Source organism: Zhongshania aliphaticivorans, assembly GCF_902705855.1.
Taxonomy (GTDB): Bacteria; Pseudomonadota; Gammaproteobacteria; order Pseudomonadales; family Spongiibacteraceae; genus Spongiibacter; species Spongiibacter aliphaticivorans_B.
Genome location: NZ_CACSIJ010000013.1, coordinates 266,924 through 292,330, shown reverse-complemented (window position 1 = coordinate 292,330; position 25,407 = coordinate 266,924). Strand labels below are relative to the sequence as shown.

At 47.9% G+C, this 25,407-nt stretch carries 26 protein-coding genes; 17 read left to right on the top strand and 9 right to left on the bottom strand.

Annotated features, from left to right (window positions below; all coding sequences use genetic code 11):
* Positions 1 to 83: 83 nt before the first annotated feature.
* Positions 84 to 527, bottom strand: a complete 444-nt coding sequence (locus GVJ32_RS10980; protein ID WP_159240103.1) for a hypothetical protein — start codon at positions 525 to 527, stop codon at positions 84 to 86.
* A gap of 250 nt (positions 528 to 777) precedes the next feature.
* On the opposite strand from GVJ32_RS10980, the gene GVJ32_RS10975 reads away from it, so the two are divergent.
* The 4 genes from GVJ32_RS10975 (at position 778) to GVJ32_RS10960 (ending at position 4,782) form a co-directional block, all read left to right on the top strand.
* Positions 778 to 1,050, top strand: a complete 273-nt coding sequence (locus GVJ32_RS10975; protein ID WP_159240102.1) for a metal-sensing transcriptional repressor — start codon at positions 778 to 780, stop codon at positions 1,048 to 1,050.
* 97 nt (positions 1,051 to 1,147) lie between these two features.
* Complete coding sequence (locus GVJ32_RS10970; protein ID WP_159240101.1) at positions 1,148 to 2,338, top strand: winged helix-turn-helix domain-containing protein; 1,191 nt, start codon at positions 1,148 to 1,150, stop codon at positions 2,336 to 2,338.
* 154 nt (positions 2,339 to 2,492) lie between these two features.
* A complete protein-coding gene (locus tag GVJ32_RS10965) occupies positions 2,493 to 4,229 on the top strand; it encodes a potassium/proton antiporter (protein WP_159240100.1) in 1,737 nt (578 codons plus the stop codon).
* A 139-nt stretch (positions 4,230 to 4,368) separates the two neighbouring features.
* Positions 4,369 to 4,782, top strand: coding sequence for a DUF6491 family protein (locus tag GVJ32_RS10960; protein ID WP_159240099.1), 414 nt, complete (start codon positions 4,369 to 4,371; stop codon positions 4,780 to 4,782).
* Positions 4,783 to 4,793: 11 nt separating this feature from the next.
* Here GVJ32_RS10960 and GVJ32_RS10955 read toward each other — a convergent pair whose 3' ends face one another.
* Positions 4,794 to 5,375: a TetR/AcrR family transcriptional regulator gene (locus GVJ32_RS10955; RefSeq protein ID WP_159240098.1), complete on the bottom strand. Its 582-nt coding sequence runs from the start codon at positions 5,373 to 5,375 to the stop codon at positions 4,794 to 4,796.
* 278 nt (positions 5,376 to 5,653) lie between these two features.
* Here GVJ32_RS10955 and GVJ32_RS10950 point away from each other — a divergent pair, with 278 nt between their 5' ends.
* The 6 genes from GVJ32_RS10950 (at position 5,654) to GVJ32_RS10925 (ending at position 12,839) form a co-directional block, all read left to right on the top strand.
* On the top strand, positions 5,654 to 7,549 hold the full coding sequence (locus GVJ32_RS10950; RefSeq protein ID WP_235035113.1) for a DUF3604 domain-containing protein: 1,896 nt from the start codon (positions 5,654 to 5,656) through the stop codon (positions 7,547 to 7,549).
* Positions 7,550 to 7,669: 120 nt separating this feature from the next.
* Complete coding sequence (locus GVJ32_RS10945; protein ID WP_159240097.1) at positions 7,670 to 8,215, top strand: hypothetical protein; 546 nt, start codon at positions 7,670 to 7,672, stop codon at positions 8,213 to 8,215.
* Between the two features lie 300 nt (positions 8,216 to 8,515).
* Positions 8,516 to 10,786, top strand: a complete 2,271-nt coding sequence (locus GVJ32_RS10940) for a TonB-dependent receptor (RefSeq protein WP_159240096.1) — start codon at positions 8,516 to 8,518, stop codon at positions 10,784 to 10,786.
* Between the two features lie 39 nt (positions 10,787 to 10,825).
* Complete coding sequence (locus tag GVJ32_RS10935) at positions 10,826 to 11,683, top strand: carotenoid biosynthesis protein (protein WP_159240095.1); 858 nt, start codon at positions 10,826 to 10,828, stop codon at positions 11,681 to 11,683.
* A complete protein-coding gene (locus tag GVJ32_RS10930) occupies positions 11,680 to 12,042 on the top strand; it encodes a DoxX family protein (RefSeq protein ID WP_159240094.1) in 363 nt (120 codons plus the stop codon). The genes GVJ32_RS10935 and GVJ32_RS10930 overlap by 4 nt, the downstream gene beginning before the upstream one ends.
* 227 nt (positions 12,043 to 12,269) lie before the next feature.
* Complete coding sequence (locus GVJ32_RS10925; RefSeq protein WP_159240093.1) at positions 12,270 to 12,839, top strand: YtfJ family protein; 570 nt, start codon at positions 12,270 to 12,272, stop codon at positions 12,837 to 12,839.
* A gap of 22 nt (positions 12,840 to 12,861) precedes the next feature.
* Here GVJ32_RS10925 and GVJ32_RS10920 read toward each other — a convergent pair whose 3' ends face one another.
* Positions 12,862 to 13,362, bottom strand: coding sequence for an SRPBCC family protein (locus GVJ32_RS10920; protein WP_159240092.1), 501 nt, complete (start codon positions 13,360 to 13,362; stop codon positions 12,862 to 12,864).
* Positions 13,363 to 13,498: 136 nt separating this feature from the next.
* Here GVJ32_RS10920 and GVJ32_RS10915 point away from each other — a divergent pair, with 136 nt between their 5' ends.
* Both GVJ32_RS10915 and GVJ32_RS10910 read left to right on the top strand, forming a co-directional pair.
* Complete coding sequence (locus GVJ32_RS10915; RefSeq protein ID WP_159240091.1) at positions 13,499 to 14,287, top strand: pseudouridine synthase; 789 nt, start codon at positions 13,499 to 13,501, stop codon at positions 14,285 to 14,287.
* A 94-nt stretch (positions 14,288 to 14,381) separates the two neighbouring features.
* Complete coding sequence (locus tag GVJ32_RS10910) at positions 14,382 to 15,989, top strand: GMC family oxidoreductase (RefSeq protein ID WP_159240090.1); 1,608 nt, start codon at positions 14,382 to 14,384, stop codon at positions 15,987 to 15,989.
* A 25-nt stretch (positions 15,990 to 16,014) separates the two neighbouring features.
* On the opposite strand, the gene GVJ32_RS10905 is transcribed toward GVJ32_RS10910, so the two are convergent.
* Both GVJ32_RS10905 and GVJ32_RS10900 read right to left on the bottom strand, forming a co-directional pair.
* Complete coding sequence (locus tag GVJ32_RS10905; RefSeq protein WP_159240089.1) at positions 16,015 to 16,881, bottom strand: DUF2971 domain-containing protein; 867 nt, start codon at positions 16,879 to 16,881, stop codon at positions 16,015 to 16,017.
* Between the two features lie 88 nt (positions 16,882 to 16,969).
* Positions 16,970 to 17,758, bottom strand: a complete 789-nt coding sequence (locus GVJ32_RS10900) for an alpha/beta fold hydrolase (RefSeq protein ID WP_159240088.1) — start codon at positions 17,756 to 17,758, stop codon at positions 16,970 to 16,972.
* Between the two features lie 69 nt (positions 17,759 to 17,827).
* On the opposite strand from GVJ32_RS10900, the gene GVJ32_RS10895 reads away from it, so the two are divergent.
* Entirely contained in the window at positions 17,828 to 18,643 is an 816-nt protein-coding gene (locus GVJ32_RS10895) for a hypothetical protein (RefSeq protein ID WP_159240087.1), read from the top strand.
* Positions 18,644 to 18,645: 2 nt separating this feature from the next.
* Here GVJ32_RS10895 and GVJ32_RS10890 read toward each other — a convergent pair whose 3' ends face one another.
* The 3 genes from GVJ32_RS10890 to GVJ32_RS10880 form a co-directional block, all read right to left on the bottom strand.
* Positions 18,646 to 19,659 carry a HupE/UreJ family protein gene (locus tag GVJ32_RS10890; RefSeq protein ID WP_159240086.1) on the bottom strand — a complete coding sequence of 338 codons (1,014 nt, stop codon included), beginning with the start codon at positions 19,657 to 19,659 and terminating at the stop codon, positions 18,646 to 18,648.
* Complete coding sequence (locus GVJ32_RS10885) at positions 19,646 to 20,215, bottom strand: peptidyl-prolyl cis-trans isomerase (protein ID WP_435808081.1); 570 nt, start codon at positions 20,213 to 20,215, stop codon at positions 19,646 to 19,648. The genes GVJ32_RS10890 and GVJ32_RS10885 overlap by 14 nt, the downstream gene beginning before the upstream one ends.
* 347 nt (positions 20,216 to 20,562) lie before the next feature.
* On the bottom strand, positions 20,563 to 22,575 hold the full coding sequence (locus GVJ32_RS10880) for a DUF3604 domain-containing protein (RefSeq protein WP_159240084.1): 2,013 nt from the start codon (positions 22,573 to 22,575) through the stop codon (positions 20,563 to 20,565).
* A 132-nt stretch (positions 22,576 to 22,707) separates the two neighbouring features.
* Between GVJ32_RS10880 and GVJ32_RS10875 the strand changes: the two genes are divergently transcribed.
* Complete coding sequence (locus GVJ32_RS10875) at positions 22,708 to 23,016, top strand: hypothetical protein (protein WP_159240083.1); 309 nt, start codon at positions 22,708 to 22,710, stop codon at positions 23,014 to 23,016.
* A gap of 53 nt (positions 23,017 to 23,069) precedes the next feature.
* On the opposite strand, the gene GVJ32_RS10870 is transcribed toward GVJ32_RS10875, so the two are convergent.
* Complete coding sequence (locus tag GVJ32_RS10870) at positions 23,070 to 23,693, bottom strand: glutathione S-transferase family protein (protein ID WP_159240082.1); 624 nt, start codon at positions 23,691 to 23,693, stop codon at positions 23,070 to 23,072.
* Between the two features lie 109 nt (positions 23,694 to 23,802).
* Between GVJ32_RS10870 and GVJ32_RS10865 the strand changes: the two genes are divergently transcribed.
* From GVJ32_RS10865 to GVJ32_RS10855, 3 genes are read left to right on the top strand one after another with little or no spacing between them, the layout of a single operon-like run.
* The gene (locus GVJ32_RS10865; RefSeq protein ID WP_159240081.1) at positions 23,803 to 24,312 is read left to right on the top strand and encodes a glycine zipper 2TM domain-containing protein; all 510 of its coding nucleotides are present in this window, start codon (positions 23,803 to 23,805) and stop codon (positions 24,310 to 24,312) included.
* A gap of 20 nt (positions 24,313 to 24,332) precedes the next feature.
* Positions 24,333 to 24,659 carry a PepSY domain-containing protein gene (locus GVJ32_RS10860; RefSeq protein ID WP_159240080.1) on the top strand — a complete coding sequence of 109 codons (327 nt, stop codon included), beginning with the start codon at positions 24,333 to 24,335 and terminating at the stop codon, positions 24,657 to 24,659.
* Positions 24,660 to 24,671: 12 nt separating this feature from the next.
* On the top strand, positions 24,672 to 25,355 hold the full coding sequence (locus GVJ32_RS10855) for a response regulator transcription factor (protein ID WP_159240079.1): 684 nt from the start codon (positions 24,672 to 24,674) through the stop codon (positions 25,353 to 25,355).
* Positions 25,356 to 25,407: the final 52 nt, after the last annotated feature.

Here is a 25,407-nt window from a genome sequence, read left to right as displayed (position 1 = left end):
CTCGACAAGCCCTTAGGCTGACTTTTTCTCAACACTTGCTTGCGATACAAGCTCATTATTTGTTGGCACAGCATACAGCGTAGTCACATTACGACCATTGCCATCTGCCCGTAAATACGCCTTACTTTCACCCATCCTGCAGGCGTATAAAAGCCCCATTTCCGAATTTTTGGGCCAGTAATAAACAAGGTCAAACTGTCGGGTGTATGTAAAACCAAGCGGTGTGGCGCCCGCCCCAACCGCGTTGTAAAACTTCCGGTTTCTAGAATTCTATTCTTGGCAGGCATTTCTTCTAATATTCTGCCGCGCAACACCACCGACGAATTAAACACCCACGGATGGTCGTGCAAATTGATGTCTGGATCATCACCGGTGACATGGTGAAGATACATATTAAAAACCCGATTGCGTGGAATAACATACCAACGAGTCAGATAATCTGTGCCGATTACTTTGCTAGGCGTGCGGCGGGTAATCTCTTCAGCTTTCGCCTGCAGGCGACGCAATAAAAAAGCGGGCAAACGCATAAATATTTGTTCTCAACATCAACGGCGGCAACTATAAGCTCACCAAATACACATTCTATCGCTGGCATAGTACCATTCCTCAGCGGGTAAACAATACGAATTGCGGACATCGATAATTCGCTAACCCCCAAAAATAAGATCTGACTAATATACCCATAGGCGTATAATCACCAGTTATCATATTCGCTATGTTTTCGCCGCGACGGCAATGACTACGCCAGCCAATCACGAGCAAAACTCGGAGCCAGCTATGGATAAGTGGGACAAAAAACGCAAAGATCTGAATAATCGCCTACGCCGCATTGAAGGGCAAATTCGGGGCATTCAGCGCCAGCTCGAAAACGGTGAGGAGTGCGAAGCCGTGGCAGCGCAAATGTCCGCCGCCCGCAAGGCCATGGACAAGGCCTTTTTTACTATGATGTCTTGTGCGGTCACTCAAGAATTAGAAAGACATACTGCGCTAACTGAAGACATGGAAAGCGGCGTCGAAGACATCACCCGAATACTAGCGAAGTACGCTTAAACCCAGTGATAGCCAACTGTAGATCAATACCTCAGATCGCTAGAATCGTGGTTTATCAATAAGCCAACACCTAATACACCAAAGCAAGCCTTTCAATATGACTCCTTCGCTCTCTCTTGAACAAGCTCGAAAGTTGATATTACATTCCCAGCTCCTGCCCGCGCTAAAACAAATCGGCAACGCCACGGCTATCACGCTTCAGGCGATTGAACACCTTGGCTATATTCAAATAGACACCATCTCCGCTATTCAACGCGCACACCACCATACTTTGTGGAATCGCAATCCTCGCTACGACACTACGCAATTAGAACAGCTAGTCACCGACAAAAAAGTGTTTGAATACTGGTCACACGCGGCAGCTTATTTACCAATGCGTGACTATCGCTACAGCTTACCTCGCAAAAAAGCCATCGCAAGTGGCGAGCAACGCCACTGGTATGCACCAGACAAAAAGCTGATGAACGCTGTACTCAAGCGCATCACCCTCGAAGGCCCATTAATGGCAAAAGACTTTGAGCATAGCGGTAAAAAACTCGACGAGTGGAATACTAAGCCAGCAAAGCGCGCACTGGAAAGTTTGTTTATGCAGGGCGAGCTGATGATTTCAAACAGGATAAATTTTCATAAGGTATACGACCTAACTGAGCGGGTGCTGCCGCCCGACATCAACACGACGACGCCATCACCAGAGGAGTACGCCCGCTTTCTCATCACCCGCTATCTGCAAGCAAATGGTCTTGGGCAACTCGCAGAAATGAGCTATTTACTTAAAAACATCAAACCATTACTCGCCGCTACGGCGCAAGACATGACAGCTAGCGGTGAGCTACTAGAGATTAATGTGGCGGGGAAAAAGCTCTATAGCCTGCCCACCTCACTCGACCTCCTAAATAAGCCTTTGGCTCGCAATAAGCTCGCCATATTATCGCCTTTCGACAATCTGCTCATCCAGCGCAAGCGCATGCAGGCCCTATTCGATTTCGACTATTTGATTGAATGCTATGTACCAGAGAAAAAGCGCCAGTTCGGCTATTTCTCACTCCCTATTTTATGGGATGGCCGGCTAGTGGCGAGAATGGATTGCAAGGCAGATCGACGAGAGTCACATTTGCACATCCATCATTTGGCCTTGGAATCATCACTAAAAAATACCGACGATTTCTCACAGGCACTCAGCAAAACGCTCCCTGCCTTTATGAAGTTCAATAATTGCGAGCAACTAACTCTTCATAAAACCACACCGAAAAATTTTCCATCGCTAGCGGCTTATATTACCAGCCTCTAAAACGAATAATTTTTCTAGCGCATCTACGCGCCCTGTATTTGCATTACAATATAGCGCTAAGCCACTCCAAGGAGAAAAATAGAGCCCCTTCTGCAGTATAAAGCACCTGTACCAACATCCTTCGAAGACGAAGAACACCAACTAGGATTACTGAGTGACTATAGAGTTAATTTACCAATATATCTTCGGAGGCGCGCTACTCGCCTTTTTATGTGTCATTGCGAGCGTTTTTTCACGCCGCGTCGGCGCGCCATTATTATTGGTATTTCTCTTACTTGGGATGCTTGCCGGCGAAGATGGCTTTGGAGGGATCAAATTTGATGACTTCAGCCTCGCCTTTTTATTCGGCAACCTTGCACTGGCCGTCATTATATTTGACGGTGGACTAGGCACACGCAAAGACAGCTTTAGGGTCAGCCTAAAACCAGCGCTTTCCCTCGCCACCGTCGGCGTATTTGCAACTGCCGCGATTACCGGCTTTGCAGCGCACTGGATATTAGACTTATCTTGGCAGGAAGGTCTTTTAATAGGTGCTATTGTCGGCTCCACCGATGCCGCAGCCGTGTTTGGGCTACTAAGAACAGCAGGCTTAGAGCTAAAGGAACGCACCGGCGCAACACTGGAAATAGAGTCGGGATCAAACGACCCAATGGCGATATTCCTCACCATTACAATGGTGCAAATACTGCAAATTAATAATAGTGACGCGAGCCCAGGCTGGACGGTAGCCCAAGAATTAGTCAGCCAATTGGGATTAGGCATCATCATTGGCCTTGCCGGTGGCTACTTACTGACTCGACTGCTAAAGAACCTGCAGCTCACGCCATCGCTTTACCCCCTGCTTAGCCTTGCTGGCGGACTGAGTATATTCGGCGCAACCACAATAATTGACGGCAGCGGCTTTCTCGCCATATTTATTGCTGGCGCCATGATTGGCAATGCCTCGCTGCCCTTTAGCAACGACGTTCACCGCTTTCACGACGGCATGGCCTGGTTGAGCCAGATTGGCATGTTCCTCATGCTGGGTTTGCTTATCACGCCAAGCAATCTAATCCCTATCATTTTGCCCGCCCTTGGCATCGCCTTTGTACTTATCTTCGTGGCACGACCTATCGCGGTTTGGCTGTCTTTACTGCCGTTCCATTTTCCATGGCGAGAGCAGGTTTTCATTGGCTGGTGCGGCTTGCGGGGCGCGGTTCCTATCATTCTCGCCCTGTTCCCCTCATTGGCCGGACTTGAGCACACCCAGACCTATTTTGAATTGGTATTTTTCGTCGTGCTAATTTCCCTTGTATTACAGGGTTGGACCATTGCGCCGATGGCAAAATGGATGCAGATTGAGCTACCTCCATCAGACAAAGAACCAGAACATCAGCATCTAAAATTAAAGCATGATGAAGACAAAGAGTTGCTGGTATACAGCGTCGTCCCAGACAGTCGCGCAGCCGGATTAGCGGCAAAAAATTTACCCACAAAAGAAGGCAGCCAACTTGTTGGTATTATTCGCAAAGGAATCCTAATAGGCCAAACTACGGAAACAATGCTGGCGGACGACGATCAGGTTGTGCTGCTGTCGTCGACCAATGCGAAATCGGCACTGAGTCGCGTATTCGCGAAACAGCTTCCTACCCCACCGATTGAAACCAGCTATTTCTTTGGCGAATTTGCCCTGAACCCAGACGCAAAATTATCCGATATCGCCCAAGCCTATGGTTTTGCGGTAGACCCTGAGGTAGAAAACAAATCAGTCGCAGAATTTATTATTCATCAATTTCACGGCAAACCGGTTGTGGGCGACCATGTTCGGCTGGGAGCGATAAAACTCATCGTTAAAAATATAGAGGGCGAGCGAATTGTATCCGTGGGCTTAAAACTACAAGCTTCTGAGTGAGTAACCATATAGTGTCTATCATCTACAAAACGCCTATTACGAAAAGTAGTGACAAACAGCCGCTAGGCACTGCTCGCATTTTTCGCCCATTTCAGAAATCATGGCCACTCACCCACAAGTAAGACATAGGGGAATACCGATGAAAACACTACCTCTAATTAGCCTACTCCTGAGCCTGTGTTTAGCCACGTTCACACACGCCGAGGAAACACCGGAAAACCCATATAGACAACTGGTATCTGGCGACCCGGAGCGCTGTGTAAATCTGCGCCGAATAGAGCGCATGGATGTCGTCGACAAACGCAGTATTCTGTTTTATATGAACGGCAAAGAAATTTATTTGAACGACCTCCCCCACTCCTGCAACGGCCTATCTCGACACAGAACAGTAATGTACCGCACCTCACTTAGTGAATTGTGTAACGTCGATGTGATTACCGTGTTAAATAGCGTCGGTTCTGGATTTTTGCCTGGTGCATCCTGTGGCTTAGGCCACTTCTACCCAATCAGCAAAGAAAATGCCGAGAAAATAAAACAGCAAAGCCGTGAGTGATAAACACTTCATTAGTTTTTCAAACCCAGTAAGCGGTCAAGAATCCACGTCAACTCCACTTCATCTGTGCCCGCTTTAGGCAGGTGCGCCAATGTTGGCTCAGCAATACCAATAGCCATCATCAAGCGTGCGCGCCGGTGGGCATCACTCTCGTTGTAGCCCAAGTTTTCAATATTACTTTTTAGGAAGCTTAGTAGCAGCTCGTCGGCACGACATACGGCTTTATGAACACGGTCATCGTGCTGCGCCCAATGTCGCATCACCTGATCAAGTTTAGACATATTACTACTCAGCCAGTAATAGCTAATCTCTTCGATTACAGTGCGGCCATTATCAGCTGTCTGCGCCTCAATAGCGCGGTGAATTGCTAGATGAAAATTACCAGACCAAGCCTCAACCAGAGCGTCAATTAAGGGATTCCGGCCTTTAAAATGCCAATAGAAACTCCCTTTAGACACACCTAACCGCAAACACAAGCTATCTATCGTAAGCGCTTCAGCTGTTCCCGACTCGGCAATTAGCGCGAAGGCTTCATCAATAAAATCTTCTTTCGACCTGCGAACCTTCGCAGACGCTGCAACACTCGAACCCATATCCGCCTCAATTTATAGTCAACAAAATTGACTACATATCACCATACCATATAGTATTGTCGTGAAGTTTAACCCGAAATACCACAACAATAATAAATGACAACTGGGGTCTAGGCCGCAATGTACCTGTACTCACCAGAACAAGGCTCGGAACTTTCCCCATACAACGGCTGGATATCTCGCGACCCCTGCCAGATGGAAGCATTCGCTTATAACAACGTTTCATTCTCCTCAATATCGATAGAGACATATACATGCATCTTCTTTCGGGAGAAATTATGATTCATTCACGTAGCACCGGAATGGCATTCTTACTCCTTCTATTAATGGCATGTAGCCCGATTGACGACCCGAGTATCGGCCCAGCATACGACGCGCAACACGCTATTCCAGCCCCTACTCGTGAAGAAGTGCCATTCAACGAAGAACGGAACCTCTTTTGGGGCGATCTTCATATCCATACCAGTCTTTCCGTCGATGCCTTTAACGTCGGCAACCGAAGCCTTCCTGAGCAGGCATATATTTTTGCGAAAGGCGGTGAAATCGAACATGCCATGGGCTACGGTATTCGCATTCGAAGACCACTTGATTTCGCCGCGGTAACAGATCACGCGGAATACCTCGGCGTGTTACGGGAGATAAATCCCGACTCCCCCCTGAAGAAACGGAACCTTCGCGAACGCTTGCTCCAGGACGGCCCGCTCAGCTATACAGTTGCGTTTATTCGTACAATGATAGGCTATAGCGTTAAAGTTAAAGACGTCGATGACACCAAGATAAACACAAGCTCATCGCTCGCGTGGCAGCAAGTTATCGACACAGCAGAACGCCATTACAGCCCTGGGACATTCACCACATTTATCGGCTATGAATGGACATCTATGCCGGAAAGTAAAAATTTGCATCGCAATATCATATTCCGTGGCAGCGACGTGCCATCCTCGCCATTCAGTTCTCTAGACTCCGAGGATCCTCGAGAGCTATGGGCGTGGATGAACGAGCAGCGCAGCGCGGGATACGATTTGCTAGCCATTCCCCATAACGGTAACGCTAGTGGCGGACGAATGTACGATGAGATCGCCTTTGATGGCAGCTCGTTTAACGCTGCTTACGCCAAACTCAGAAATCAAAATGAACCCGTCAGCGAAATATTTCAGAGTAAGGGCGCATCAGAGACACACCCTGAGCTGTCCCCCGATGATGAATTTGCGGGTTTCGAGATCTATGATCAACTACTCGCCACCAAAACCATCAAGTCTCAGCCGAAAGGAAGCTATACACGATTAGCGCTGCGCACCGGCTTACTGTTTTCGCATAACGAAGGCTTCAACCCCTTTGAGTTTGGGGTAGTTGGGGGAAGCGACAGTCATAATGCAGCGACAGCTGCAGACGAAAATGCCTACTTCGGAAAACTACCAATAATGGATGGTAGCGCTGGGCTCCGCCTTGGAAAGAGCATCTTTCTTCCCGATGAATACCTAATTGGACGAAAATGGAGTTCCGCAGGCTTAACCGCTGTTTGGGCAAAAGCCAACACCCGCGAAGAAATTTTTTCATCTCTCCGTCGGCGCGAAACCTACGCTACATCGGGACCACGCATCATGCTTAGATTCTTTGGCGGCTGGTCATTTCCAGACGATTTAATTAGCCGAAATGACCGAGCAACAATAGCTGAGCAACGTGGTGTTGCAATGGGGGGAGTACTACCTGCCAGAGCACCTGAAGAAATCAGCCCTACTTTTGCGGTGTGGGCAATGAAGGATGTCGAAAGCGGTAATTTGGATCGCATACAAGTTGTAAAAAGTTGGGTAGACGTGGCTGGCGTGGGTCATGAAAAGATATTTGACGTTGCATTATCTTCTGGGAGAAAGCCAGATCCAATAACTGGCCGAGTAGCAGATGTTGGCAATACTGTAGATCCGAGTGCTGCAACCTACAAAAATACAATTGGTGATACGCAATTAAGTGCAATTTGGCGCGACTCGGATTTTAATCCCGAGGAGCAAGCGGTGTACTACGCACGAGTACTAGAGATTCCAACCCCAAGGTGGTCGACCTATGACGCTGCACAGTTAGGCGTGACACCCACTGCACCGACCTCAATTCAAGAACGAGCGATAAGCTCCGCTATTTGGTACTACCCCGACGAATTTCAGGACCGGAAATCACCCTAAATAATTCCAAAAACAACGAATACTGGCATCAAAATCTTGACACCCAAGCACACCATACCATACCGTATAGTACGGTTTAGAAAACACAATAATAATTGACGATTAGAGGCTAATCTATCAATGAGCATCGACGTACTCACACAGTGGCTGGCAAGCCACTACTTACAAATTAAATTTATTCATGTCGGATTTGCCACTATGTGGCTTTGGAGCACATCGGTAGCCTACTTAAATTACTTGGTACCGGTCTTTCGTGCTTGGCAGGAAAATCCCGAGGACATCGACCTAATAAAAAAACGAAACTGGGTAATGGAACGCTTTGACGAAGGTGTCATTCTTGAACATATTGCCTTTCCAGCCGTACTCATTACCGGCTTAAGCTTATTTTTAGTCGGCGGTTGGGGCCCCCAATCTTACTGGCTCGCCATGAAGCTTGTCATCGTGGTGTTGGTCTTCCTGCCAATTGAATGCTTCGACTACTGGCTCTCACATTTCGGCGGAAATAAGGCCAAAATCCGTAAAAACATTACTAATGGCGATAGCTTGAACTCACCTCGCTATGAGCGCGCAATTCATTTTCATTGGTGGTTCCTCATTATTACAACTCCAATCATCGCTATCGCAGGCGTTACCGTGCTCTATCTCGCTATTGTTAAACCAATGTAAATGAGGGCTACATAATTATGAATGCACACTCAATATCACATCACTTTTCAGTTAACCCGAAAAAAATACGTCTTATCGCTGCAGCGATGGGCTTTTATATTCTCCTTATTTTATGGCCGGCATTTGATCTCTGCCGCCTTATATATGCAAACGACCCCCACGCATTTTCAGCACAACGCGCAATCACAGCAGCAATCGTAGCAACCGCCTTTTCACTATACGCAAACTGGCAAATGGGACGACTTTGCTTATACAGCCACAATACTTAATATAATTAATGCCTCGATACGGATAATAATAATGAAAAAATTACTACTACTTTCCACAATCATCGCATCAACCGCAACATGGGCAGACCTTAGTGAAAGAAAGCGTCGCGACTATATAGAAGAGGTGATTGTTACAGCCCAAAAACGTTCGGAATCTGCACAAGATGTACCACTCTCGGTATCTGTAATGAGTGTCGAACGGATGCAAGCCTCGGCAATCAAATCCTTTGAAGACATCGCGCTTGCCAGCCCAAACACAAACATTAATATGACGCCAGGCTACGTACAAGTGGGGATGCGAGGCCTCATTTCACCAATCAATGATGGCATGGAACAGTCTGTAGGCTTTTATGTAGATGGCATTTATTTTGGTAAGGCTGCGTTTTTACAAGACGCGTTTCTTGACTTGTCTCGTGTTGAACTACTAAAAGGTCCGCAAGGCACNCTGTTCGGAAAAAACACTGTCGCCGGCGCTATAAATGTCACTAGCGCCAACCCTGCCCATGAATGGCAGACAAGCGCGACTGTGACCTCGGGGGATTTTAACAATGAAGAAATCAGCGCGATGATAAATGCGCCACTGATTCGCGACAAATTAGCATTGCGTATCGCAGCAACCAAACACAGCCAAGACGGCTTTGTTCACAATAGTGTGCGCAATGTCGATGAAAAACAGATTGATAAAAAAGGGATTCGCAGCAAACTGCTTTTCGACGCTACCGACGATCTCAATTTTATACTGACCCTTTACCGCGGGGAAGCCAGCGACAACGGTCAGGGCTGGGAACCCTTTGTATTACAGACAGATGCTGCCACCGTGCACAGCCTGTTTGATCCTACTCTAGAAGATCAATTTGACTACAATAGCCACGCAAACAGCAACAATGCCAGCAGCAGCAAATCTACCGTTATCAATATAGAAACCAACTGGGAATTTAACGAAAATTTACTCACCATCGTCGCCAGTCACGCAGAACTAAGCGAGTCTCTATATCTCGACGCCGACACTGGCCCCGCCCCTATTGCCGACTGGGATCGGAAAACTGACTACGATCAACAAATGATGGAAATTCGCTTTGCGTCGGCACCGGGAAAAATAGAATACATTGTCGGTGCATTTGGATTTCTCTCCGACAGTCATCTCGTTGGCGACTTGCGTATGTTGCCTGAACCTGAGGTGTCGGCAATGCTATTAAATGCACTGTCTAGCAGCCTAGCAAGCAGTCTTTCCCCCATTACTGACCCATTAGGCAATATACTGGATCCGCTACTCTTCAACGCCACGACAGACTCGCTACAGCAAATGTTTCAGCAAAACACAGCCACCTACGCTCTGTTTACCCAAATTAGCTGGAATATAAGCGACCGCCTTACTGCGGTACTGGGGCTGCGCGCGTCACAAGAAACCAAAGAAGTCGACTTAGTACAAGATTACGAGCAAACCGGTCTGCTGCTGCAAAGCGCATTTGGCGTGACCGAATACACCTTACGTGACAAACGCAATGAATCGAACTTCGCCCCTAAGCTATCGATAAAATACGCGTGGGATGATCAAATGATATATGCCTCATATTCTGAGGGGTTTAAAGCCGGAGGCTACAATCCGCTAGCGCGTACAGCAGAGGAATCAGGCTTTAATCAAGAAACCGCGATTGCGTATGAACTTGGTTACAAGCTGACTGCACTAGACGGCGCATTAACCGCAAATGCGGCAGCTTTCCAATCTCAATTCAGTGACATGCAAATTCAAGCATTTATTGGCAATGGCTTTATTGTCAGTAACGCCGCCGAAGCCACAACTAAAGGCCTAGAACTTGATATAAATTACCAACCCTGGCGCGGCACAACCTTATTTGCTAGCGCTGGCTATACCAATGCTCTATTTGACAAATACCCCGATGGCCCCTGCTCTGCAGGATCATCAAGCGACACCTGCGATCTTAGCGGCAAACAACTTCCACGCGCACCAAAACACAGTGCTAACCTAGGTTTTCACACCGCGCTACCCATTGTTGAGAACAAGCTTGCACTGGTATTGGGCGCAGACTATAGCTGGCGAGATGATATTTTCTTTGATCTCGATTTAGATCCCATAGACACCCAATCTGCGTATTCGCTTGTGAATATACATCTAGGCTTGGTCGATCCGCAGGAGCGCTGGCGCTTTATTGTTCACATTAAAAACTTAGAAGATAAAGCCATTCGTCAATTCACAGCCGATTTACCGATATTTGAAGGTTCGCACATGGGTTTTTTAATGCCACCAAGAATGATAAGCGCAGAATTTAGCGTCAATTTATAAGCCAATATTTAACCAAGAATAACAATAGGAAAGTCAAATATGCTTAAGAAAACCACCGAAGTTATCGCCGTTATTATGTGTGCTGTTTCGCTCCTTATACTGGCAAATACAATATTTTTCACTGGAAAGTTATCAACCACCACCGAAGTAACCGTCATTATTTTATTTACCTTAGTGGTATGCATCCTTCACGCGGCTGCGACAAAAGGTATCAAAAAAGCCCTTGGATTTTCCGCCTTATCTTTTGCAATTTCTTGGTTTGTAGAATTTATTGGTTGCAATTATGGCTGGTGGTTTGGCGACTACGAATACACGGCTCTTCTAGGCATCGCAATTGGCAATGTGCCACTGCTAGTTGTTGTATCGTGGGAAACCATTATTTATCCGTCACATCTATTAGCAGACGAGCTAATTAGCAAGCACGGCCGCCAAACTTCATCGCGCTGGCTGTTAAATACGAGCTTAGCTTCACTCGTTACTGCCTTACTTGCGACAAGCTGGGACTTAATGACTGACCCGATTGCCGTTACCGAAAAATGGTGGATTTGGGATTTCGGTGGCGCCTATTTACCAGAAATTGACAACGGCATCCCGTTCAGTAATTTCTGGGGATGGGTGGGGGCAGTGTTCTTAATTAGCTTCCTCTATCGCATTATGTTTAACAAGCCATCCGATTCAGTAGAGCAAAATGAGAACAATTTACTCTTCGCCAGCGCCATGTATACCTCCATGTTTCTTGGCTCTATAAACACCCTACTGCTTTACGAACTCTACATGCCAATTATTATCGGTATATTCACAATGGGGCCCATTGCGCTTATCGCGTGGGNAAAATATTTCAGCACTAAAATAAAGAACGATCACGGCGCAGCAATGTATGCAGGAGCTAACGAATGAACATTGCAATAACAGGACTTCAAATAATATTCATCGCATTTTTCAGTATTACCGGTGCAATGAAGCTATTTTCTCATCACCATATGATTGAAGAATTTGATAATTTTGGCTATCCACACTGGCTGATGCGACTTGCAGGCATATTAGAAATACTTGCCGCACCACTCTTAGTCGCAGGTTTTTGGAGCCCAATCTATGGCGCACTAGGCGCCATAGTCCTTAGTAGCGTAATGATCGGCGCCTGCTACACCAATTTTACCCAGCGCCCCGCAGCATACGGGTGGGGAACTCTAATATTAGTGATTCTTTGCGCCGGACTCGCCGCACATTTCACTTACTTGGCATATATTTACCCCTAAACAAGCTAAAAAACTCCTCAGTCCTCTAGAGTTTTACACGTTCTTATATTCTGAATCTTAACCATCTAATTCAAGGATGTTCAGTTTAGGTTCATCTTAAGTTTGTAGAATAATTACTCTTTTGACCACAGTACAAACATGAACTAAGCGTCATCTTTACGCCCAATAGGCTGTGCTATTCTGAGCCGGAATTTTGACCATCCCCTAATTATCTAGGTGCGACACACATGATAAATATTAAAAATATTGTACTCGGTCTTTCTCTTATTGGCGCTTCTGCTTTTTGTGCGGCGATAGAGCTAGGCGGCACTTTACCCAGCTTTGCCGTTCCATCTAAGGGTGAGTTAATTCTAGACGGAGACAAAGTCCGTCACCAAGCTTGGTCTACCGCGCAAATTAGCACTGGCAGCCCTGCCTTAATATTTCATGTCGCGGCAAGAATGTCCTCAGATGGCATTATCGCGCCTATCAAAGAACGTTTAGCTCAAGGTAATTATGAGCCAGGCAGTTTCCAATCTATCAGCGTAATTAATCTTAACGACGCGCTTTGGGGCACGGCTGGATTAGTCAGTAGCGAGCTAGAAAAAAACAAACGTGAGCACCCCGAAGCCATTCTCGTTGCTGATGAAAAAGGCAGCGGCATTGACGCCTGGCAACTAAAAAAGGGAACCGTCGCGTTTATCTTAGTGGATCACAACGGCAAGATTCGCTACTTAAAAGAAGGGAAATTATCTGCGGATGATGTAAATACTATTATTGCGCTACTAGACGAAGAAATAACACGCAGTAAAAGTTAAGACCTAGTGAGGGTCACGCTTCTCAACAGCGTCGGCCCTCAACAATGCTGGCAAATTTGCGCAGCATCATTTTTACACCTAAATGCATCACGGGACTAAACACCGGTAAAAAATACTTGCTGAAGCCCTTTGGCTTCATTGCCATAGTCCAGCGTACTCGGCAGCGCTGCTCGTCGATAAGGTCAACTTCGTAACGCTCAGCAAATGACTCAATATTGTCTTTGCTGCCATGCGTAAAGCAAAAAGCCATTTCCCGACCACGCTCCCACGCGATAAACTCCTCATAGCCAATGAGACCGCCGACCATACTGACTGTTCGCGTCGTGCCGATTCCAAATGGCTTTGGCGCTGTCCACTCTACTTTTTGAATGGGCATTGCCCAGCGCGGCCAGTCGTCGGCATTTTCAAAAGACGCAAATACCGCCGCCGCACTAGCGTTCACTTCAACCTCAGCGATGTAGCGAAAGGGGGCAGAATCAAAAAATGTCATATCGACGGTTTTACAAGGATACTTATTTGCCACGCTGACTCTCCAATAAAGTGATCTCTCACTAGTCTGGCTTGTTATACCTATAGGCGGGAATCTAACACCCTCGATAATTCTCAAACAAGGTAAGAACGTGAATATGACAAAGTCTTCATCTAAGGCCATAAGATAAATGCAATCTAGCGACACACCGACAGCGATACCTGAGACACTAGACGTTCTGTACCAGGATGAACACATTATCGCCATCAACAAGCCCAGCGGCCTACTGGTTCACCGCAGCCCCATTGACCGCCACGAAACCCGCTTTGCCATTCAATTGCTCCGCGATCAAATCGGCCAATACGTCTACCCTGCCCATCGCTTAGACAAACCAACCTCTGGGGTTTTGTTATTTGGATTAAGTGCGCAAGTCGCCGCCGAATTAGGGCAAACCTTTAGCAATCACAACATCAAAAAATCCTATATTGCGGTTGTTCGAGGCTACTGCCCAAGCCACGGCCATATCGACCACGCCTTAACCGAGGTCACCGATCAGCGCATTGTCAAAAGCCAAACTGCGGCCGCCCAATCCGCCGTCACCGACTTTCAACTACTGGGCCAGCACCAACTCGATGTTGAGATCGAAACCTACCCACAGTCTCGTTACTCACTACTAACCCTACAGCCCCACACTGGCCGTCGCCACCAGCTGCGGCGACACTTAAAGCACATTTCGCACCCCATTATTGGCGACGCAAAATACGGTCGTGGCCGCCATAATCGTTATTTTGCTGAACAACTTGAATGCCCAAGATTGCTGCTACACGCCGCGCAACAACGCTTTAAACACCCGGTAAGCGGCGCCGAGCTCTGCATCAATGCGCCTATAGACGCCTGTTTTGCCGGTTTGCTACAGCGCTTTTCTTGGCAGGACTTACTTCCTCTGGAATGGGGCTTTAAAAAGGTTACAAAATTATAACTTACATCTCTCTCCGCTGAATCGTATGGTAGGCGCAATAACAAGATACCCGTAGCGCAGTCGCTGCCACACGGGCTAAAGCGGAAGATTAAGTATGGCCACTCATTACGATTACATCATTGTTGGCGCGGGCTCCGCTGGCTGCGCGCTAGCCAGTCGCCTCACGGCAAGCGGTGAGCACTCGGTACTCCTGCTAGAGGCCGGAGGCAAAGACAGCCACCCAATGGTTCACATTCCCCTCGGCTTTGTCTTCACCATGAAGAATCCACAATTTAGCTGGTGCTATAAAAGCGATCCCGAACCACACATGAATAATCGCTGCATCGACCAACCTAGAGGCAAGCTCTTAGGCGGTTCTAGCTCGATCAATGGCATGGTGTACATCCGCGGCCAACGTGAAGACTACGATCACTGGGCCGCTTTAGGCAACCGCGGCTGGGGCTATGACGACCTACTTCCCATCTTTAAGCGTTGCGAACACAATACCGGTGGTGAAAGCGATTACCACGGCAGTGAGGGCCAGCTCTGGGTTGATAATGTAGGCGATAAATACGACCTTTCAGGCATGTATATTCAGGCGGCGATAGAATCTGGTATTCCAGCAAATAATGATTTCAATGGCGAAAGCCAAGAAGGTGCGGGCTTCTATCAGGTTAATATTCGCAATGGTCTACGTCAAAGCACGGCAAAAACCTATCTAAAGCCCGCCATGCAACGCCCTAATCTAAAGGTGCTTACCCGCGCGCTAGCGAGCCGAATTGAGTTTCAAGGGAATCGCGCCATTGCCCTGCGCTACACCCAGAACGGCAAACAATTCACTGCCCGCTGCCGACATGAAATTATTTTATGTGGCGGCACAATTAACTCGCCGCAGTTATTAGAACTGTCGGGTATTGGCAATCCCGAAATATTACAGAAACACAGCATTAAGGTTCACACCGCACTAAAGGGTGTGGGCGAAAACTTACAAGATCACCTCACGGTGAATACTCAGCGTTCCTTCGAGGGATTGAAAACTTTCTACGAAGATTCCCGCCCTCTCGCGATGTTAGCTACCTTTGCAAAACTCGCTTTTAAACGCAAAGGTATGATGGTGCACCCCGCTTCACAGGTAGGGGTATTCTTTAAAACTGACCCTGCCGAAACCCGAGCCGATGCGCAAATTCATTTCACCCCTGCCGCAGGTACCCAAGATGAAAAAGGACGAATGATTACCGTCCCGGGCACCACCGCCACCGTGTGCTTTTTGCGTCCTAAAAGTCGTGGCTATGTGCATATTCGCAGTAATGATCCCAATGACGCACCGGCATTTATCCACAATTATTTGGCAGAGGAAGAAGACCGCAAACGAATGATCGCTGCCGTGCGTAAAACCCGCGCTATTTTTGAGTCTCCGGTCTTTGATAATAACCGTCGCGAAGAACTCGTTCCTGGCGCCGAAGTACAGAGCGATGAGGATATTTTAGAATTTATTCGCAACACTGGGGAATCGGTTTATCACCCCGTCGGCACCTGCAAAATGGGTAATGACGATATGGCCGTTGTCGATGACCGACTAAAAGTACACGGCATTGAGGGCTTAAGGGTCGCGGACGCATCCATTATGCCTAGCCTTATTTCAGGAAATACCAATGCAACAGCGGTACTTATAGGAGAGCGCTGCGCAGATTTTATATTGGGTGAAAACGAGGCTGGGTCTTAAAAACTCAAAGAAAAAGAATCAGCGTTTAATTTTGCCGATACGGAATTTGGCAATACTCTATGCCATTAACAGGGCGAATATTATGTTTGGCTAAACACATTTTCATAGAGTTCATAGACAAACTAATATTGGGCGTCGGCCCCAAATAAACATGATCTAAATCGACGGCGTCCTTATCCTCAGCAACCAGCGAAAACCGCATATAGGGAACCAACATGCTGCGCCCCTCGCGGAAATTTACCCCAGCGTGGCGGTAGTCAGAAACCACCGGCGAGACTAAGCGCCACTCCTGCTCCTCCTCAAAAGAGGGGTGCTTCAAAATCGCCGCCAAGCGCAGTAAATCACTTTCGAGATGTTCAAAAAGCTGATGATAAATCGCCCGCTCAACACCGTCCTCAATGGCCTCCGCCAACACTTCGACCGAATCAATTACTTGCGCAATTAAGGCCTGCTGTTCCACGCGATCGTATATACAGCGTCCCATTCTAAAGTGCTGCTTCTCGGCACAGGCAACAACCGTACGGGGATTAAAACCCAAACTCGCCCCCTTACCCACCGAGCTATAACCACGCCACTGGCTCAATAAATTGCCGTTAGCGCGAAACGAGGCGCCAAACAATATATGGCCATTAGTAATACGGTGTTTTACCCAATCTAAAAAACAGGTCAGTAAGTGCGGCCGCGAATGCCCTTCATTTATCCGTTTGGCGACCTCGTCGGCGACGAGGTCGGCGGTGTGGCGTAGCTCAGCGGAATCGTTCATATAACGAATATCGCTGGCCCAAAGGGTGCGACTACCAATAATGCCAAGCACGCCGCTTAAGGAGGTGTAGTGGTATAAGGTTTCTTGTGGTGGTTCAGAAAACAAGGCTTCAGTGATGGTACTTATCATAATAACTCCTCAACATCCGCCATATTTACCACAGGTCGATGACAATACTCCTTCACCGAAACTATCTTACCCTTAATTACGCCCCCTTTCAGACGCCCTTATCAGCACGCAAAAACTCGCCAACCAGATCATTAAAAATCGTCGGGTATTCTGCGTGCAGCCAATGGCCGGCCTTGAGGATAGTTTCAAAATACATATCAGGGAATTGGCGCATCATGGGCGCGCGATTTTCATCACGAATATAGCCAGAAGTTTCACCGCGAATAAACAAGGTAGGCCCACTGAAGGAGTCTGACGAAGGTGCATCCCGAAGATTGTCGTAAAGCTCCGCAATCACGGCCAAGTTCATTCGCCAAGCCCAACCGTCTTTGCCGTCGCGCATAAGGTTTTTAAGAAGAAATTGGCGAATTGCAATTTCCGGTACCGCCTTCATTAGTAGCTGATCCGCCTGCTCTCGGCTCTTTAATGAGCGCAACTCCAAATCTAATAAACCAGTAATAATAGCGTCATGACCACGACCATAACGAACAGGCGCTATATCCGCCACGATTAAACGCTTAACACGCTCTGGCTGGGTGATGGCCACTTGCATAGCAACTTTTCCCCCAAGCGAGTGACCAAGCATATGTGCTTTAGCAATATTTAACTCGTCCATTGCAGCAACGACATCTTCCGCCATGACCGAAATATCCATTTGATCGCTATGGGCAGATTTCCCATGATTCCGAAGATCCATACGAATCACGGTAAAATGACTTTCTAAGCTGCGCGCCACCGACATTAAATTACTGGCGGAGCCAAACAAACCATGTAATAAAATCACGCTAATAGGCCCGCTACCACTGACTTCCGTATGCAATCTCACTGTTCTGGGCATATGTTTGCTTCTCATCATCTATAGCCGTTGCTAGAATGCGCTGGCATTTTCAATAAAAAAGGAGTTATTGTGCGACTTTCTCTGCTTATCTTGACGTTAATTGGTGCGGTACTTACTACTGCTTGTAGCTCAACTGGCTACAACCCAACAGCCTACGACTATTTTATCAGTCGTGAAGACATACAACAAAAACCACTTAAAAAAGTCATTATTGCCACCGTCAATGTCAGCGGCGAACCCACTCGTTCCGTGCTGCGTGACAGTGTCGACAAAGTCGACGGCATGGTCGCAGACTACTTAAAATCAAACGGCATTAGCATTGCACCAAACCATTTATTCAATAATGCCTGGCAGCAAGCACTGCTAACCCATGGCAATTTTTACGATCCAACTACCGGCAAAGTTGACCGTGTTGGCTGGCAAAAAGTGATGTCCTTAACCCTGTCGAGCTTACAAGCTCAGAAGGACATTGATGCCGTCGTTTTTACCGATCTCATCGAGCACGATGTGCAGCACAGCCCAGGCATGAAACATTATGCGCGCTGGTACGGTGTAACCCGTGAACCCGCTACCGAAGGTACAACATCCAGCGTACCAGTCGATTTCAACTGGACGCAAATTATTAAGGGCGCATCACTGCTGGTGACAATTTACACCACTGAAGGTAAGCCGCTATTCTCTAGCCGTGGCGGCATAGATACCTTACACGGCATTGATTCACGTAAATCTGATAACAGCTTCGTTAGACGTAAAAAGATCCTCAGCCGTGAAAACAATATTGAAGAAGGGATTGAGATCGCATTTCACCCGCTAATCAACATGAAAAACTATCCAGGCAAGGCACCGTCTACGACAAAGGCCCCTGAGGTAGACGCCGCTCAGTAGTTCTAGTACACACCGCGAAACGTGGCCTCAAATAACGTGAGGCCACGATCAATCATCCAATACGTCGACGCTGCGCCCATCACATAAATCGTTGCAGTGCGCGCCGCTAGTAGACAAGGTACCCGCCAATTTGGCTGGGACGCCAACATGCGATTCACCGCCATTAGCAACAAAACAATCACCGCAATAAATACTATTTGCCCTAATTCAATCCCAACATTAAAACCAAGCAGCGCTGGCAAAAGATTACCTCTGGTGACCATAAGCTCATCTAATACTGAGGCAAACCCTAAACCATGTAGCAAACCAAAAGCCGCCACCAAGACCACAAACGCCTTGCCCTGTACTCGCTGCCCCTGCCGATCTGCATATAGCGCCATAACCAACACACTGGCGGCAATTAATAACTCCGCCAAAGCAGGCCAGCGTGGAATCACACCAATACTCACTAGCATCAGCGTAATACTGTGCCCCACGGTGAATGCACTAATCCACACAAGTAGGCGATTGCGGCTTGCAGCTATGAGCAGCAAACCTAAAACAAACAGCAAATGATCGCTACCGATCAAAATATGCTTAATGCCCAAGCCGGTAAATTGCAAAATGGGGCTCTGCCCGCTTGCCTGTCCCCTTGGTGAAAATGTGTCCTCATCTGAACTGAGTAAGACCTGCTGTTCACTACCCTCAACACCATACCAACGCAGTAATGCGACAGAACGGGAAGCGCTTAAATTATTAAAAGACACACTTAATTTATCCCCCACCCCCGCACATAACATTGAGTAGCGCTGTTCAATTGCCCCCTCTTGCACGGTTTGTTCTAGCTGACCCATCTCATGGCAGCTTGCGGGGAATACCACCGTCGGCGGTGTAGGCGCCAACAAAGGTGTTCGCCACATCACACTGAATACACCGCTGGGTAGCTCTCGTAACTCAAGCAATGATGGCGCTAATTTATGAGCGCTGGCCACGCTACTCAGGCATAGCAATAGTAACAAGCTACTAATTAGGCGCATGGCATTCCACTCGATATTGATGACGCAGGTCTTCAAGATAATCTTGCCAATGTTGTGCTTGCTGCCCTTTTTTCCAAATAGAATCAAGCTCTGGGCCAAGTTCAGCAACAGGCCGCCGGTAAGCAGCTTGCCGTTCAGTAAGACGAACCAAATGAAAACCGTAAGCCGATTGCAGCGGACCGAACCACTCCCCTATCGGCGTATCTTTTTGATTCAGCGCTACACTAAAATCGTGACCAAACTTCGAACTTAATGAGCTTGGCGTTAGCGCAAAAAAATGATTGCCCTCTAAAAACACATCACTCGTAGATGCATCAAATAACTTCTCCTGCAAAGCGTAATCAGCACGCGCTTTGGCGTCTGCCTTTCTCACATCGAAAAAAACATGTTCAAAACTAAGGCGGGCGGGTACTGCACCAATATTTATATTTTCAGTAAAGATCGCCTGTAATTGATCAGCACTAGCGTCGATTTTGTCATCAGCATTAGCAACATTATGCTGCAATATTTGTATTAATCGACGCCGAATAACCTCATCACCCGCTGCAATATCCATTGTCAAAACCGCGTCAATTTTTTCGCNGGCACTGCCCTCAAATCCCAAAAACTCTGCATCTCGCAACAAGCGTTGAATAATGACGGGATCGGATTTATGCAGTCCCTGCAGCATAGCTTCTGTTACAAGTCGCTGATCATCTAATGCGGCATCCGTCAAGCGACTTAACTCTATTGATGTTGCCACACGACCAGTGCTGCGCGCCCAATCGGCTGCCAAAACCTGCAGCTGAGACTGGCTTAAGCAACTAACAACGCGCTGCTGATATCTTTCATAGCGCACATTAATGCCATACAGCATTAGCCCAAGCAAAAAGAAATGCAGCAGCCGCGACGATAAAAAACGCCTCAAGGTAATAACCCGCCAACAGAATTAGTGGCAGGTGAATACCAAATTGGCGATGACCACGCCCGCTCCTGAATACTTGGGCGATGTGCCGCGCTACAGCACTGTTCGTAGCCGGGTTTTATGGCTTCGGGATTGTCGCAATCAACCTTAGCCGCCACACAAATTTGCTGACTCCAGCGACAGCTGGGGTTTTCTAATACCCGCGCGTAATAATATGCATGCTCCTTTGGGTCAAAGTGTGGGTCTTGCCAACGACCACACAACTGCGGGTAACCACTGCCAAAGGTTTCGCAGGTGTTTAGGTCTACCCCTGCTTCACTGCCTGAGTCGCCGGCAATATCGATGACTTTTTCGGCGCGCTTACCATTTTCATCAACACTACCTTTAATAATTTGTATACGCTGCAAAGGCATACCGGAATGACCGCTGCGCCCGCCATCCATTTTTGCGAACGCCGTAAACACCGGCGAAGCCCCCTCTTCTATAAGTGCTAAATCGCCCCCCATCGGCACCCCGTGTTCATAACCCAGCGCCACATAATCTGTGCGCTCACAAATATCTTCAGGTAATGATTCATCGCCACCAAAAAAGCGTAGTGTAATACGCGGCCCACTGCTGCCGTAGGTTTCGCGGCGCTGCATAGCATCAAACAAGGCCGTGCGATTATTTGCCTCCGCCCAAACTGCGGCCAGACCTCCCGGATTAAATTCCAAATCATCGGACAAACCTTCTGGCACCGTGTCACCAACTGGCACCCCTGCACCACCGTGTCCCAAAAACCCACTTTCAGATACCGCACCTGGCGCGCCAATATGGGTATCGGAACTAGCGATAAAACCCAATTTAAAGGGGTTTACACCAAGCTTCTGCTCTTGCTCCAGGCCGTCGCGGAGGACATCGCGAATAAAACCCGACTTGGGCCCAGCGGGCTTGCTCATAAAGGGCAGAATCTTGCCGACAAATTTATCTGTAAAACTGCTATAGGGTAGCTGTTCAAATCCGCACAGCTCATCCGCACTATTCAAGGGATCGTAAAAACACTCCGAACTTCCCTTGTGCTGCATTACCTCGACCAATCTCTCTAATCTGGCGCGCTGGCTTGCATCTTCTGCACTGATTGGCTCTCCATCATCCCGCGCCAAACTAAACATATAGCCATCGCTCAAATTAGAGTTATGGGGAATCACCAGCACTTCACAACCGGTTCCCGCATTAACACAATCGCGATCTAGGGCATCCCACAATAACGGCGCCGACGGCGTCTCTATAAAACTAAGCGGTAATTTAGGCACCTGAGTGTTTTTAAAAATGATATTCCGGTGCAGGTTCGCTAAGTTAGCGGCGGCCCCAGTCCACTCATAGGCAATAAACGTCGTAAACTCACAGTCACCCGTTCGATCATAGGCCTCTTCTGCGGCCTGCTGAATTTCCTGCCACGGCCGCAAACTTGCCTCTCGGCACAGCTCGCCATCATCACCGCACATACCCAATCGCTTCGCCCGCGAAGACTGGGTATTGAACAAGAAGAACGCCGCGCGGGGAAGTTTGCGATAAATTTTACACTGCCACGTATCGTAGCCTTCCATGCCTGGTGTTTGACACATTTCCACTTCGCCAAACAATTCCGCGTGGTCTGTCACCACAGCAAAATCCAGGGGGCGATCTAAACGTAAATAACGCAGTGGCTGACCGTCGGAGGTCCACGGCTGCACACCAATTTCAGCGCCGCGGGCAAAACGATATGCGTCAGCTGGTGAAGTACGAGTGCCCTGAGTACTCGCGTCTAAGGAGTATTTGGTATGAACATGGGTATCGCCAAAAAATACCTGGCGCTGGGAATTTGTATTTGCGCAGGGTTCCCGATGCTCCTCAAAAACCGACGCTTTAAGAGCAGAATCCTGCTCTGTAGCGGCATATACCGTGGTAGCAACGACCAAGCAAAAAGCACCGCCGAAGCCCTTCAAAAACACAGAAAAACACCGAGAAATATTTACATGGGCCACACGCTGCATGATGAACTTATCCTTATTTTTATAGCGTGACTATTATTGCGGAGCAATCCCATATTTACCATCCCCCATATTAAGGAGTCGTTCAGGCTAGTCATGTAACCATGACAGCGTATTCACTATAGGAGTGTCATCATGAAACTGAGCAAAACTTTGATTCTACTCGCTAGCCTTGGCCTTGCCGCAAGTGGTGCCTATGCCGACCATCGCAGTGCTAAGCACGTCGACGCTCATTATCACAAGCATCACAACGCGCACCAAAATCATCGCAAGCATGTTAATAAACATCGAGACTACGACCGCTACTACAGCAACTACTACACAAGACAGAACAATAGGCATTATGACCAACATTACTATGCTCGCCATGTGCATGATCGCCACTGCGGCCACCACTATCAGCCCGCGTATAATACCCGTGTGAAGGTGTTTCTTGGTCTGTAAAATAAAAAGGCGGAGTGTTAAAGCTCCGCCTTTTTAAAAAGTGTGTTGCGAGTTTATTCTCCCAACACCAATTTTATACCGTCGAACCAGCCCTGCAATGCCACGCACTCTTTAGGAATAGAGTGGCGAACCCAACCACAAAATCCGAACACCACATATAAATCGATGTCAGCCTGCGACAAGCTATCACCCACTAAAAATTGCTTGCCCGCCACTTCCGCATCCATCGCCGCATAAAATGCGCGTATCCGCAAATTTCCGCGTTCAACCAACTCTGGAATTTGCGGCATTTTTAAGGGGCCAGGAATAGGACTGTCTTTAAATGCCTCACCTTTATTCCTAAGCACTTCAGCTACCGCGCTAAAACCCTCAAAAAATATACGATGGCAATAACTAATGATCTGTGCGCGCTCTAAAGCGGTCTTACCAAACATCGGCTTTTCAGGAAAAATTTCATCCAAATACACACAAATAGCAATCGTATCCGTTAACACCGTTCCATCTGCCAAAACTAAGACCGGCAAAGTTAATCGCGGATTTATCGCACTAAACGCAGGAGAGAATTGCTCTTTAGCCGCCAAATCAATTTCTTGAGATTCTAACTCAATCCCCTTGTGCTTCATCAACAGGCCCACTCGACGTGGGTTTGGCGCTACAGCATAGGTATATAATTTCACCGCATTTTCCTCAAGATTATTTAAATTATCGCGCCGCTCACATGGTTCAGCTTTAGTTAAGGCACAAACTCATAAACTAGATACTACCAATAGTTTAGGAGTATAAGCTATGTTGAAACACGTCATATTACCGCTAACACTAGCCTGCTCTTCGGCAGCGTTTGCTGATCACCGTGGCAGCAGCTTTAGCCACACGCAGTATGCAAAGGTTACCCATGTTCAGCCAATTTACGAACGCATTGCCTTCAACGCACCTGTCGAACAATGTTGGCAAGAAACTGTGTCTCGCCAGCGTAACAGCTCCGTGCCAGTATTCGGCGCCATCCTTGGTGGCGCATTAGGTAATGAACTGGGTCATCGCAAAAGCAATAAGCGAGTCGGTACCGTGGTCGGTGCGGTACTTGGCGCAACCGTTGCCGCTGATATATCTCGCCAACGCAGCTCCGGCCATTACGAAACGGTAAATCGCTGCGAAGTGCAGCAAAGGCAAGAATGGCGAGATGAAGTAGTTGGCTATGATGTAAGCTATCGTTATCAGGGCGAGATTTATCACACTCGCTTACCCTATAATCCGGGTAAGGAAATTGAAATTGAGGTCAACGTCACACCTCGTGGTTAATGCAGATATCCGGGAGTTCTATGAAGCTTACTTCGCAATTTAGCGCCCTACTTCGAGTATTAATCTTAGTGTTCGCTACCAGCGTTGCAGTGCAGAGCCATGCTAACCCGCTAGGTAATTTATCTGGCGGGCGCATTAGTCTGCCCGATCGTTCCCTGCCCGAACAGCGTTTAGATAACCGCGCCCGCAGCAACCTGAGCGTCAACGAAGCGATTTCTATCGCCGAGCGACGCTACGGCGGCCGCGCAGTAGGCGCAAAGAAAATTCGTAGCGGCAATGGCTCGGCTTACAGCGTGCGCATACTGCAAGACAACGGCAAAATTAAAAACGTCATTATTAATGATTGAGCGAATTTCCCTATGCGCATACTGCTAATTGAAGACGAAAGCCTTTTACTTGAGCAATTACATCGCAGTTTTAGCGAGTCAGGTTATGCCTGCGACTCCGCGACCGACGGCCGCGAGGGCTTGTACCTCGGCCAAGAAAATCCCTACGACCTCGCCGTCGTAGACTTAGGCTTACCCAGCCTTGACGGTATTAGTGTCATCAAACAGTGGCGTAGCGAAGGTCGCAAGTTTCCCGTTTTAATACTTACCGCGCGCGACCGCTGGCAAGACAAGGTTGAAGGACTTGAAGCCGGAGCAGACGACTACGTCGCCAAACCCTTTCAAATTGAAGAAGTCATGGCGCGGGCCAATGCCCTTATTCGCCGCTCTGCCGGCTTCGCCAGCCCGCTCTTGCAGTTTGGATACGTCACCATCGACACCGGCGCAAAACGCGCGTCACTAAACAACAACCCAATCGATCTAACCGCCTACGAATACAATGCCCTCGAGTATCTTGCCATGCGCAGTGGCCAAGTGGTGTCAAAAACCGATCTTACCGAACATCTTTACGATCAGGATTTTGATAGAGACAGCAATGTTATCGAAGTATTTATTGCCCGCTTACGCAAAAAGCTCGACCCCGAAAACAAATTAAAGCCTATCTCCACCTTGCGCGGCCGCGGCTACCGCTTTGAGTTAAGCGAAACCCAACACTGACTATGCGAGCACCGCGCAGCAAATCAATCACTAGGCGGCTCACCATCGCCAG